The organism is Amycolatopsis arida, from assembly GCF_900115565.1.
Lineage (GTDB): Bacteria > Actinomycetota > Actinomycetes > Mycobacteriales > Pseudonocardiaceae > Yuhushiella > Yuhushiella arida.
Map to the genome: position 1 here is coordinate 845947 of NZ_FOWW01000002.1, position 11964 is coordinate 857910.

The window sequence follows — 11964 nt, forward strand, 5'->3', positions numbered from 1 at the left end:
TCACACCAGACTTCTGGTAAGGCTCATTACCAAAATCCCCCGGGTGAGCTAGGCGGGTCAGAACTTCCCGGCGTGCGCGGCGTAGAGCGCGTCGACCACGTCGGCGTACTTCTCCCGGACCACGGCACGGCGCATCTTCAGGCTGGGCGTCAGCTCACCACCGTCCACACTGAACTCGGTGCCGAGCACGGCGAAGTCGCGGATCCGCTCCGGCGGCGCGTACCGGGCGTTGGCCGTGTCGAGCACCTCCTGGACCAGCGCCCGGACGTCCGGGTGCCCGGCCAGCTCGCCGAGGTCCTCGGGCAGTCCGCGCTCCCGCGCCCAGGGCAGGACCTCCTCCGGATCGAGGGTGATCAGCGCGACCGGGAACGGCCGGCGGTCGCCGAGCATCACCGCGTGCGCGATCCACCGGGACTGCCGCAGGTCGTTCTCCAGGTTGGCCGGGGTGAGGTTCTTCCCGCCGGCAGTGATGATGATGTCCTTCTTCCGGCCGGTGATGGTCAGGTAGCCGTCGGCGTCCAACTCGCCGAGGTCGCCGGTGTGCAGCCATCCGTCCACAATGGCCTCCCGGGTCGCCGCGGGATCGTCGTGGTAGCCGGCGAACACGTTGTCTCCGCGGGCCAGCACCTCGCCGTCCTCGGCGATGCGCACCTCGATGCCGGGCAGCGGTCGGCCGACCGTGCCGAACCGGACCGCGCCGGGCGCGTTCGCCGAGATCACCGCGGTCGACTCGGTCATCCCGTACGCCTCGTAGATCGGCACCCCGCACTCGGCGAAGAACTCCAGGATCTCCTTGGCGATCGGCGCCGCGCCGGTGAGGGCCTCGCGCACCCTGCCGCCGAGCGCCGCCCTGACCAGCTCCCGCACCCGCTCGATCGGCACGCCCGCCGCGGCCGCCCGCCCGGTGACCAGCCCGTAGGCCTTCTCGAACAGCCGCGGCACCGACGGCAGGTGGGTCGGCCGCACCCGCCCCAGCTCGGCGACGACGTCGCTGATGTCGCCGCCGAAGTACACCAGCGTCGCACCGAGCTCGAACGTGGTGAGCTGGACCATGCGGGCGAACAGGTGCGCCAGCGGCAGGTACAGGTAGACGGTGTCGCCCTCGCCCAGCGTGGTGACCCGCTCGATGGCGTCGAGCGAGCACCGCCAGTTGCGGTGGGTGAGCACGCAGCCCTTGGGCGGGCCGGTGGTGCCGGAGGTGTAGACGATCGTGGCCGGGTCGTCGGGAACGCGGGCGGCTTCGGGCAGCGCCGGCGACGACGCTGCCCGGCCCCGGTCGACCAGCTCCGCCAGGGTCAGCTCGGTGCCGGCCGGCTCCAGCGTGACGACGGTCGCCAGCTCCGGCAGCCGGTCGCGCACGCCGGCGATGGTCGCCGCGTGCGCGGCGGTCTCGGCGAAGAGCAGCCGGGCACCGGAGTCGGACAGCACCCAGGCGCACTCCTCGGCCGAGTTGGTCGGGTACACCGGCACGCAGACCGCGCCGACCCTGGCCACCGCCAGGTCGAACACCGTCCACTCCGGGCGGGTCTCGCAGAGCAGGCCGACCCGGTCGCCCGGCCGGACCCCGGCTGCGACGAGGCCCCGCGCCACCGCGTGCACCTCCTCGGCCAGCTCGGCATAGCTGCGTTCCCGCCAGTCGGCGCCGGCCGGCCAGCGCATCGCCACCCGGCCGGCGTGCCGCTCGGCGGCCCAGTCCACCAGCTCGGCCAACGTCTCGGGGCGGGACATGCGGCACCTCGGAGTCGATCACGGGGACGGGACCAGAGGATTGTGTGGTAATCACGGTTACCAAATCAAGGCCCACCGGGTTCGCCCCCTGGTCAGCGGAACTCGACTCAGTCGGCGGTCTCGCCGAGGTGCCGGCCGAACACCACCCCGAGCGCGACCATCACCAGCCCGAAGGTCAGGTGCAGCCAGTTGCCCGCCGCGTTCACCGGCAGGACGTTCGCCGTGGACGCCGGGTCGACCAGCGCGCCGTAGCCGGCCAGCAGCAGGTACAGCAGGCCGCCACCGAGCAGGAAGCCGCGGGCGCCAACCGCGCGGCGGGCCAGCAGCAGCCCCGCCGCGCCGTACGCCAGGTGCAGCGCGTTGTGCAGCACCGACACCAGGAAGACGCCGAACAGCCGGGCGCCGGAGTTCTCCCCGAGGAAGGTCATGAGCTCGTACTCGGTGACCAGCCCGGGGATGAAGCCGAGGGCGCCGAGCACGAGGAAGAACCAGCCGGCGCCGGCGGCGACGGCCTGCACGGGGGCACGTGTGGTGTACAGCGGCACGTCCTGAGGTGGGATCGGCTGGTCCTGGGGTCGCGACACGGGCACATCCTCCCTCACAAGACTGCCATCGCCCCCACGGATGCCCGGTCCCGCGCCCGGCTACACCCGGTCGGCCCGGCACGTCACGGCCACCACCCGGGGCCACGGCCCGCACCTCCTGCCCGGAACGGCCGGAACGAGTGGTCACGGCGGCGACCGGTGTCACACGACCGACGCGTTGACGCGCGAACGGGCGAAAGCAATACTCCGAACAGGTGTTCGACCGACGCCGGCTTCCCCACGGCGCACGACCGCGGGAAGGCCCTGATGTCGTTCCACAACCCTGCGCTTCCGTGGCGTGACCTGGAGCGAGTGCTCTCCGGGCGACCGGCCGGCGACGGCGGCGACAGTCCCGCGTGGACCCGCCGCCGGGAGGGCTACCCCGGCCCACCGCCCGAGCTGCGAATGCCACGCACCGACGACGGCATGGCACTGCGCGTCCCCTACGCCGAGCTGCACGCGCACTCCCACTTCAGCTTCCTCGACGGCGCCAGCTCGCCGGAGGCGCTGGTGGAGCAGGCGGCGCAGGCCGGGCTGGACGCCATCGCCCTCACCGACCACGACGGCATGTACGGCGTGGTGCGGTTCGCCGAGGCCGCCCGCGAGCTGGGCATCCGCACCGGGTTCGGCGCGGAGCTGAGCCTCGGGCTGACCGCGCCGCAGTCCGGGGTGCCGGACCCGGAGGGGCAGCACCTGCTGGTCCTCGCCCGCGGGCAGGAGGGCTACCACCGGCTGTGCCGGGTGATCAGCAACGCGCACCTGCGCGCCGGGGAGAAGGGCCGCCCGGTGTACGACCTCGACGAGGTGGTCGAGGAGCTGCGCGGGCACGTCGTGGTGCTCACCGGGTGCCGCAAGGGGGCGGTGCGGCGGGCGCTGGCCACCGCCGGCCCGGCCGCGGCCGCCGCGGAGCTGCGCCGGCTGGTGGACCGGTTCGGCCGGCACCACGTGTTCGTCGAGCTGATCGACCACGGCCAGCCGCTCGACTCCACCCGCAACGACCTGCTCGCCCGCATCGCCGACGACGTCGGGCAGCCGACGGTCGCCTCGAACGCGGTGCACTACGCGCGTCCCGAGGACGGCCGGCTGGCGGCGGCGGTGGCCGCGGTGCGGGCGCGACGCAGCGTCGCGGAGCTGGCCGGGTGGCTGCCGCCGGCGCCGGTGGCGTACGTGCGCTCGGGCGCGGAGATGGCCGCGCGGTTCTCCCGGTACCCGGGCGCGGTGCAGCGGGCCGCGGTGCTCGGCGTGGAGTGCGCGTTCGAGTTGCACGTGGTGGCGCCGAAGTTGCCACCCTTCCCCGTCCCGAGTGGACACACCGAGGCCGGCTACCTGCGCGAGCTGACCTGGGCGGGCGCGCGGCGCCGCTACGGCACGCGGGAGGGGAACCCGGCGGCCTACCGGCAGCTCGACCACGAGCTGGACACCATCGAGCGGCTCGGATTCCCCGGCTACTTCCTGGTGGTGTGGGACATCGTGCGGTTCTGCGACGAGGCCGGGATCCTGTGCCAGGGCCGGGGGTCGGCGGCCAACTCCGCGGTCTGCTACGCGCTCGGCATCACCAAGGCCGACCCGGTGCGCTGGGGGCTGCTGTTCGAGCGGTTCCTCGCTCCGGAGCGGGACGGGCCGCCGGACATCGACATCGACATCGAGTCCGACCGCCGCGAGGAGGCCATCCAGTACGTCTACCGCAAGCACGGCCGGCACCACGCGGCGCAGGTGGCCAACGTGATCACCTACCGGGCTCGCTCGGCCGTGCGCGACATGGCGAAGGCGCTGGGGTACTCGCCGGGACAGCAGGACGCGTGGAGCAAGCAGGTCGACCACTGGGGCGCGGTCGCGTCGGCTGGGCCGGACGTCCCGGCGGAGGTGGTCGAGCTGGCCAACCGGATCGGCGACGCCCCTCGGCACCTCGGCATCCACTCGGGCGGGATGGTGATCTGCGACCGGCCGGTGTCGGAGGTGGTGCCGGTGGAGTGGGCGCGGATGCCCGGCCGGACGGTGTTGCAGTGGGACAAGGACGACTGCGCGTCGGTGGGGCTGGTCAAGTTCGACCTGCTCGGCCTGGGCATGCTCTCCGCGCTGCACTACGCCGTCGACCTGGTGGCCGAGCACGAGGGCGTGCCGATCGACCTCGCCGACCTGGACCTGGCCGACCCGGCCGTGTACGACATGCTCTGCCGCGCCGACGCGGTTGGGGTGTTCCAGGTGGAGTCGCGGGCGCAGCTGGCCACATTGCCCCGGTTGCGGCCGCGGGAGTTCTACGACCTGGTGGTGGAGGTGGCGCTGATCCGGCCGGGCCCGATCCAGGGCGGGTCGGTGCATCCGTACATCCGGCGGCGCAACGGGCAGGAGGAGTGGCGGCACGAGCATCCGCTGCTGGCCGGGGCGCTGGACCGAACGTTGGGGGTGCCGCTGTTCCAGGAGCAGGTGATGCGGATGGCGGTGGACGTGGCCGGGTTCAGCCCGGCCGAGGCCGACCAGCTGCGGCGGGCGATGGGGGCCAAGCGCTCGACGGCGAGGATGGAGCGGTTGCGGGCGCGGTTCTTCGCCGGCGCGGTGGCGAACGGGGTGCCGGAGGAGCTGGCCGGGCGGATCTTCGAGCAGATCCGGGCGTTCGCCGACTACGGGTTCCCGGAGGCGCACGCGATGTCGTTCGCGCTGCTGGTGTACGCGTCGGCGTACCTGAAGCACTATCACCCGGCGGCGTTCTGCGCGGCGTTGCTGCGGGCGCAGCCGATGGGGTTCTACTCACCGCAGTCGCTGGTCGCCGACGCGCGACGGCACGGGGTGGTGGTGCGCGGGCCGGACGTGAACGCCAGCCTCGCGCACCCGACGTTGGAGTCCTGTTCGGACAGTACTGGTGGGCCGGCCGTGCGGCTGGGGCTGGCCGGGGTGCGCGGGCTCGGCGAGGACACGGCGGCGTCGCTCGTGGCCGAGCGGGACGACGGCGAGGCGTTCCGTGGGATCGCCGACCTCGCCCGGCGGGTGCGACTGACCGAGCCGCAACTGGAGGCGCTGGCGACGGCAGGGGCCTTCGACGGTTTCGGTGTCGAGCGGCGGCAGGCGCTGTGGGCGGCCGGTGCCGCGGCCCGCACGCGTCCCGGCCACCTGCCCGGCACGGTGGTCACGGCGGCGCCGGCACTGCCCGGGATGACCCGGCTCGAGGTGGCCGCCGCGGACGTGTGGGCCACCGGGATCTCGCCGGGGAGCTACCCGATCGAGTTCCTCCGCGAGCGGCTCACCGAGTTGGGCGCGCTGCCCACCGCGCGGTTGCCGGAGGTGGCCGACGGCACGCGGGTGCTCGTCGGGGGCGCGGTGACGCATCGCCAGCGCCCCACCACCGCCGGCGGCATCACCTTTCTCAATCTGGAGGACGAGACCGGAATGGTGAACGTGGTCTGCTCGGCCGGCCTGTGGGCCCGGCAGCGCACGGTGGCCCGCACCAGCCCGGCGATGCTGGTCCGCGGCCTGCTGCAGAACGCGGAGGGCGTGGTGACCCTGGTCGCCGACCGCCTGCACCCCCTGGACATGCGGGTGGATCACCGCTCCCGTGACTTCCACTGACCCGCGCGATGCTCCCGGCTTCAGCCCCGCTGGCTTTCCCACACAAAGTAAAGGAAAATCAACCAGAACCCGAGCAAAACCCCAGGTCAAGAAGTATCTTCCCCGCACACGCGGGGGTGGTCCCACACCTGCCCGGCTGGCGCGCTCGACGTCGGAATCTTCCCCGCACACGCGGGGGTGGTCCCCGCTACGGCACCGCCGCGCTGCTGCGGTTCCTATCTTCCCCGCGCACGCGGGGGTGGTCCCCGCAACGGCCTGTTCGACCACGCGTACAGCGAATCTTCCCCGCGCACGCGGGGGTGGTCCGAACGGCATGGCCCAGTTCGCCCTGCTGGCCGGTCTCCCCGCGAAGGCGGGGGTTAATCCCGTGTGATGGTGCCTGCCACTGGTCCCAGCCTGGTCTTCCCCGCGTGAGCGGGGCTGTCCCGTCGAGACAGGCCGGGAGCGGGCGCGAGCGCCGCCACACCCCCTTGATCAGCTGGGTCAGCGGGTGCGGAGGTGAGTCAGGAACGCGCGCCAGGCCGGGCGGGAGTAGGTCTGGGCGCCACCGTCACGGTCCTTGGTGTCGCGCACCCGCACCGGCTCGACGTTGCTCGCCACCTCCACACAGGCACCGTTCTGACCGGTGTAGCTGGAGGTCCGCCAGATCGGGGTGCTCATCCTCGCTCCTCAGCGGGTGCGGAGGTGGGTCAGGAACGCGTGCCAGGCCGGGCGGGAGTAGGTCTGGGTGCCGCCGTCACGGTCCTTGGTGTCACGCACCCGCACCGGCTCGACGTTCAGCGCCACCTCCACACAGGCACCGTTCTCGCCGCTGTGGCTGGAGGTCCGCCAGATCGGGGTGGTCATTCTCGCTCCTTCAGCACGGTCGCGATGAACGCCGCGGTGTCCTCGGGGTTCATCGCCTTCTTCCCGATGCTAGCGAGCGCGTCCCGATGTGTCTGCACGTCGTAGACATCGGGCACGAAGGCGCCGGAGCTGTAGTGCTCGAAGTACAGCACCGGGCTCACCTCGGGGAACTCGTACAGGATGAACGGGCCGTGCAAACCCGGATGCCAGCCGCAGCGGGTCGGTACCACCTGCAGGGTGATGTTCGGCCGAGCGGCCATCTGGAGCAGGAAGTCCAGCTGGTCGAGCATCACGGTCTCGTCGCCGATCATGTCCCGGATGGCGGCCTCGCCGACCAGCGCCAGGAGCTCCACCGGGTCGCGGCGGCGGGTGATGACCTCGCGCCGACCGACGCGGACCATCACCCGCTGGTCGATCTCCTGCTGCGACCGCTGTCCACTGCTCATCACCGCACGGACGTAGTCCGGGGTCTGCAGCAGGCCGGGTACGTACATGGGTGCCCACTCGGTGATCTTCGTGGCCGTGCGCTCGCACTCCATCACACCGGCCATCTGCTGCGGGATGCCGGGCATGCCGGCGGTCAGCCAGTTCGGGTCGGCCGCGTTGCGCGCGAGGTCCAGCACCAGCCGCCGCCGCTCGCCGGTCACCTTCAGCGCGCCGAGCACCGACGCCACGTCCTCCAGCGTGGGAACCCGTTGTCCGGTCTCCCAGTGGGATACGGTGCTGTGGGACATGCCGAGCATCTCGCTCAGCGCCCGTCCGCTGATCTTCGCCTCCAGGCGCAGCTCGCGCAGGGCCGCCGCCAGCGCCCGCGCCCGTGGGGTGTTGGGATCGATGGATTTGGGGGGCATGGGGAAATAGAAGCGGGCCGGGCGGCGTTTGACCATCCCTCGATCAGGGCCTTTTGTCTACGTCTTTGCAGACAGCCACCCTTGGCCGAAGGAGAAAGGGGAGCGAGATGAATGACGTACGCCTGGACGCCTGGGCCCAACTCGACGAGACATGCCCGGTCACCGTGCGCGTGGTGGGGGACGAGGCCCAGTTCCTCGTCGGTGAGATCGGCGCCACCCTGTCCATCGTGGCCGATGAGGACGGCGTGCGGAAGCTCCACGCCGCCACCACCGAGGCAATGCACAAGATCCGCGCGGCAGCCATCGCCGCCCTCCCTCGCTGATCCCAGCCAACCCCTTACGGGAATTCACCCGGTCGCGCCGAACGCGATTCCCGCCACACCGATGGGCAAGCCAAGACTGGCTTTCCTACATTTACGGATTTGTCCTGTCTGCCGTCCGGGATCGAGGCAACGATGCCGATCATCTATGCGCGGCTGTTACCGCAACACGCGACCGGCGAGTCCGCGCGCTGCACGCACCTCGTCGTGCTCCCCGCCAACGGGGCCCTTCCGTCGGCGCTGGTCGCGTTGTGCGGCATGAGTTTCCCACCGGGGGTGCTGGAGAACCTGCCGGAGATCGGTGGCGCGCCGTGCACCGCCTGCCTCGCCACCCCGGGACCCACTCCTGCCGGCGGGCCGCCCGTCCGCCGCCCCTCGCCCCATCCGCGCCGCGGCCCTGCCATCCCAGCGGGAAGAACCTCGGCGGTGGGCCTGCGCGAGACGCGTCTGGTGCACCGGGTCCCCGCCCACCCGCTCGCGTCGGTGCTCGACGGCCGCACCGTGGTCATCACCACCTGCGGCGTCCTGGGCTGGCTGCTCCGCGACGAGCCACCCACCACCTGGCCCCGCTGCACCTCATGCCATGACACGCGGCGAACCCCTCCTGCCCCCGAGTAGCAAGCGACACGACCGGACGACACCGCGAACCGGACCGCGGCCCGAACGACGAAGGCCCGAAGAACACCTGGGCCGAAGGCACTCAGCGAGACGAGCGGACCAGAGCACCGGCCAAGGCGACCGGCCCGGAGGACACGTCCCCTGATCACCAACCCCGAACGCGTTGGCCCCCGAGTGGCGCACCGCTCCCACGACGTCCACTGACCGCGGTAGTGTCGCCCTCGCCGCAGAGTTCCCGACCCGCTGGCTTTCCAGGACAAAGTAAAGGAAAATCGACCAGAAGCCGCACAAAACCCCTGGTCAACAAGTCTCTTCCCCGCACACGCGGGGGTGGTCCATTGCGGTAATGGACATCGGGGGTCCACGACTTCTCTTCCCCGCACACGCGGGGGTGGTCCCTTCGGGAAGTGGATGGTGTCGCCGGGCTTGCCCTCTTCCCCGCACACGCGGGGGTGGTCCGGTGCGCGCGTTGGTGATCTGGCCGTGCAGCTGCTCTTCCCCGCACACGCGGGGGTGGTCCCGTGGCGGAGGCTTCGTCGATCTCGTCGATCAGCTCTTCCCCGCACACGCGGGGGTGGTCCCGCAGACGCTAGGTCCGCCTCCGGGACGTTGAAGTCTTCCCCGCACGCGCGGGGGTGCGGGGCGATCATGTCCCGTTGTGCCGACCGTGTCGCGTGCTGCGGAATTCCGGGGACAGGGGCGGCCCGCACTCGCTATGCTCGGCGCCGCTCATGGAGTAGATCAGCGGTAGATCACCCGGCTGTTCACCGGGAGGGCGCGGGTTCGACTCCCGCCTCCATGTCGACGGGACCAACCCGCACTACCTGGCGTAGCTCAGTGGCAGAGCACCCGGCTTCGGACCGGGAGGGCGCGAGTTCGACCCTCGCCGCCAGGTCCGCCCCGACCCGGAGTCCGCCGTGCCCCACCACTACGCCCTCGGTCAGCTCCACCGGGCCATGGCCAGGCTCGCCGATCTCGACGACCCGGCGGCCCGCGACCGGGCGGCCGCCAAGGTGCGCCGCTGGCGGGACGTGCTGGAGGGGATGGCCAGCGGCCGCGTCGAGGTCGGCTCGCGCACCCCGGTCGCGGACACCCCGGCCTGGGTCACCCTCGAGGTCGCGCACGGCGGTTTCGCCACCGGCCGCTACCTGGCCGAGGCACCGCTGACCGAGGACGAGGCCGCCCGCCTGGCCACCCTGCCCGACGACGTCCCCGGCCGCACCAACCGGGAACGGCTCAACCTCTGGTACCTCGGCGACGACGGCCAGGCCGAGCTGTTGGACGCCCTGCGCCGCGGCCACTACCGGGTGGAGCTGCCGGAGGACGCCGCGCTCCCCGTGGTGGTCCTGCTCCTGGACAAGGGCCTCGCCGAACCCGCCCTGGACCTGGTCGCCGAGCTGCGCCCGCTGATGCACCGGCTGCGGTTCACCCCGCGGTTCGCGCCGACGCCCCGCCCCTCCGGCTCCGCCGTGCGCCTGGCGTCGGTCGGGACCGTGGTCGAATCGCTGCGCGCGGTCCGGGTCCCGCCGCGGGTCGCGGCCATGCGCGAGACGCTGGGCGTGTGGAACCCGCGCTACGACCGGCTGGTCGCGCTGTGGTGCGCCACGGTCGAGGGTGACCTTCCCTACCTGGACGACACCGGGGCGGTGCGCGGCGGCTGGCCCTGCCGGCGCTGGCCCGCGGACTGGGCGGAGCAGCGGGTCCGCTGGCTCGACGACTACACGAAGACCGCCAGGAGGCATCCGACCACCGGCCGGCACGCCCACCCGAAGGGCAACTTCACCCGGCTGCGCCGCGCCCTGGAGTCCTGCCCGGACGGCAGCGCCGCGTTGTCCGCCCGGGAGGTCGGCTGGATCCGCCGGGCCCTCGCCAACACGCTCACCCGGCACGGCTCACCGGAGTCCGAGCGCCGCGCGGCACTGCGGGCCACCCAGGCCGGCGTCGTCGCCGCGCCCACCAACGCGGCACTCGCCGACCTGCTCGCCCGCCGGCTGGCCACCCACGCCGCCGACGGCGGCCTCTCCTCACTCGACCCGATCGCCGCACCCGTGTCCGAAACGGACACCTACGAGATCCCGGCGGAAACACCGATCCCGGACCACCTGCTGCGCAAGGCCGCTCGCGCGCTGGAGGCCCCGGTCGACGAGCTGGTGCGCCGCGGGATCATCGCGTCCGGTGAGACACTCGCCGCCGTGCTGCCCCAGCTCACCTCCCGGCTGGTCGCGGCCGGCCTCGACGATCCGGTGCTGACCGGCCTGTACGAACAGACGTACCTGGCGTTCCGGCGCCGCCGCGGCCTGCTGCTGCTCGACCTGGCGCACCAGGTTCGGTTCGAGGAGTTGCCCTGGGTGTCCGTGCTGGCACCGTGCCGGTCCGAGCGGCTGGACGACGCCACCGCCGCGCACCGGGCGCTGCGGGAGGCCAGTCTCCTGGCCCTGACGGCGTTCCCGCACGCGCTGCTGCCCAACCCACTGGTCCACGAGCTCGGCGCGCTGGCCAGCCGGGCCGGGCTCCGACTGCCGCTGGTCGAGGAGGTGGCCGCGGACATCTTCATGGGCACCTTCACCACCAAATGGCGGGACGCCACGGTCGTGGCGAGCCGGACCATGGCCGGCACGCTGTACGCGCGCTACTACGACCTGCCTTCGGAGTCGCTGTGGACGGTGCGGCCACGCTCGCGCGTCCGCTGGGGCAAGCGGACCGCGAAGGACTTCACCGAGCTGTGCGCCGAGCGTGCCCGCGAGGCCGGCAGGTCGCGGAGCTTCGTGACCCGCAACGGCGCCGTGCTCGAGCAGAGCCAGATCCTGACCACCCACAACCTGGCCGCCCTGGTGGCCGGGCTCGACCTGGCCGACCAGCTCGGGGACCACGCGCCGGACCTGGCCACGCGCACCTTCGCCTGGCTGGTGCGCCGGCTCGGCCAGCCCGCCGAAGGGCACGCCGCGCTGATCCAGGTGAAGAACGCCGCGTACGCCTGGCGGCAGGCGCTCTTCTACCTCAGCTTCTGCACCCCAGAGGAGCAGGCGGCTCAGGCGGACCAGCTGGCCGACCAGGTCCGCCGCGCCGGCCTGGCCGCCCGGTTCGGCCCGGCCGTGGACGGGCTGCTCGGCGTGCTCGCCGGCCACCGCTTCACCGCGACCGGCACCCTTCCGGGCTCCCCCGGCCGCCGGTTCCTCGGCTGGGCCGGGGAGCGGCACTGGTACCTGGCCGAGCCCGGGGCACGTTGATCGACCACGCCCGGTGCTCGGCCAGCCAGACCAGCGGTCCCGGGCACCCGCTCGATCGTTCCCCGACACGCTGGCTTTCCACGACAAAGTAAAGGAAAATCGACCAGACGCCCCGAAAAGCCCCAGGTCAAGAAGTGTCTTCCCCGCGCACGCGGGGGTGGTCCACTGACGGGCCGAGCTGACCAACAGTGTCACCACGTCTTCCCCGCGCACGCGGGGGTGGTCCCTG

9 protein-coding genes, 2 tRNA genes and 1 CRISPR repeat array are annotated in these 11964 nt (G+C 72.5%); of the genes, 6 read left to right on the forward strand and 5 right to left on the reverse strand.

Features of this window, described 5'->3' with window-relative positions:
• Nucleotides 1-57: 57 nt before the first annotated feature.
• On the reverse strand, nt 58-1728 hold the full coding sequence (locus BM051_RS08795; RefSeq protein WP_092529493.1) for an AMP-dependent synthetase/ligase: 1671 nt from the start codon (nt 1726-1728) through the stop codon (nt 58-60).
• Between the two features lie 107 nt (nt 1729-1835).
• Nucleotides 1836-2312 (reverse strand): DUF4383 domain-containing protein, encoded by a 477-nt coding sequence (locus BM051_RS08800; protein ID WP_243859234.1) that lies wholly within the window; start codon nt 2310-2312, stop codon nt 1836-1838.
• A gap of 267 nt (nt 2313-2579) precedes the next feature.
• On the opposite strand from BM051_RS08800, the gene BM051_RS08805 reads away from it, so the two are divergent.
• Entirely contained in the window at nt 2580-5873 is a 3294-nt protein-coding gene (locus BM051_RS08805) for an error-prone DNA polymerase (protein WP_092529494.1), read from the forward strand.
• A gap of 483 nt (nt 5874-6356) precedes the next feature.
• On the opposite strand, the gene BM051_RS08810 is transcribed toward BM051_RS08805, so the two are convergent.
• The 3 genes from BM051_RS08810 to BM051_RS08820 are packed head-to-tail and all read right to left on the reverse strand — an operon-like array spanning nt 6357 to nt 7570.
• Nucleotides 6357-6533, reverse strand: coding sequence for a DUF397 domain-containing protein (locus BM051_RS08810; protein ID WP_092529495.1), 177 nt, complete (start codon nt 6531-6533; stop codon nt 6357-6359).
• A gap of 9 nt (nt 6534-6542) precedes the next feature.
• On the reverse strand, nt 6543-6719 hold the full coding sequence (locus BM051_RS08815; RefSeq protein ID WP_092529496.1) for a DUF397 domain-containing protein: 177 nt from the start codon (nt 6717-6719) through the stop codon (nt 6543-6545).
• Nucleotides 6716-7570 (reverse strand): helix-turn-helix domain-containing protein, encoded by an 855-nt coding sequence (locus BM051_RS08820; RefSeq protein WP_092529497.1) that lies wholly within the window; start codon nt 7568-7570, stop codon nt 6716-6718. The genes BM051_RS08815 and BM051_RS08820 overlap by 4 nt, the downstream gene beginning before the upstream one ends.
• 107 nt (nt 7571-7677) lie before the next feature.
• Here BM051_RS08820 and BM051_RS08825 point away from each other — a divergent pair, with 107 nt between their 5' ends.
• The 5 genes from BM051_RS08825 to BM051_RS08845 all read left to right on the forward strand — a co-directional run bounded on the left by BM051_RS08825 (nt 7678) and on the right by BM051_RS08845 (nt 11735).
• Complete coding sequence (locus BM051_RS08825) at nt 7678-7893, forward strand: hypothetical protein (RefSeq protein ID WP_092529498.1); 216 nt, start codon at nt 7678-7680, stop codon at nt 7891-7893.
• 132 nt (nt 7894-8025) lie between these two features.
• Nucleotides 8026-8508, forward strand: a complete 483-nt coding sequence (locus BM051_RS28960; RefSeq protein ID WP_177216900.1) for a hypothetical protein — start codon at nt 8026-8028, stop codon at nt 8506-8508.
• A gap of 309 nt (nt 8509-8817) precedes the next feature.
• A CRISPR array of direct repeats spans nt 8818-9089; the repeat unit is 28 nt; unit sequence CTCTTCCCCGCACACGCGGGGGTGGTCC.
• Nucleotides 9090-9238: 149 nt separating this feature from the next.
• Nucleotides 9239-9310 (forward strand) — tRNA-Asn (locus BM051_RS08835).
• Nucleotides 9311-9331: 21 nt separating this feature from the next.
• Nucleotides 9332-9403, forward strand: a tRNA-Arg gene (locus tag BM051_RS08840).
• 22 nt (nt 9404-9425) lie between these two features.
• Complete coding sequence (locus BM051_RS08845) at nt 9426-11735, forward strand: hypothetical protein (RefSeq protein WP_092529499.1); 2310 nt, start codon at nt 9426-9428, stop codon at nt 11733-11735.
• The last annotated feature ends 229 nt before the right edge of the window (nt 11736-11964 follow it).

Bases quoted from the DNA above. Each gene is read 5' to 3' on its own strand.
- BM051_RS08820 (WP_092529497.1), bottom strand. From the start codon at position 7,570: ATGCCCCCCAAATCCATCGATCCCAACACCCCACGGGCGCGGGCGCTG.
- BM051_RS08795 (WP_092529493.1), bottom strand. From the start codon at position 1,728: ATGTCCCGCCCCGAGACGTTGGCCGAGCTGGTGGACTGGGCCGCCGAG.
- BM051_RS08810 (WP_092529495.1), bottom strand. From the start codon at position 6,533: ATGAGCACCCCGATCTGGCGGACCTCCAGCTACACCGGTCAGAACGGT.
- BM051_RS08825 (WP_092529498.1), top strand. From the start codon at position 7,678: ATGAATGACGTACGCCTGGACGCCTGGGCCCAACTCGACGAGACATGC.
- BM051_RS28960 (WP_177216900.1), top strand. From the start codon at position 8,026: ATGCCGATCATCTATGCGCGGCTGTTACCGCAACACGCGACCGGCGAG.
- BM051_RS08815 (WP_092529496.1), bottom strand. From the start codon at position 6,719: ATGACCACCCCGATCTGGCGGACCTCCAGCCACAGCGGCGAGAACGGT.
- BM051_RS08805 (WP_092529494.1), top strand. From the start codon at position 2,580: ATGTCGTTCCACAACCCTGCGCTTCCGTGGCGTGACCTGGAGCGAGTG.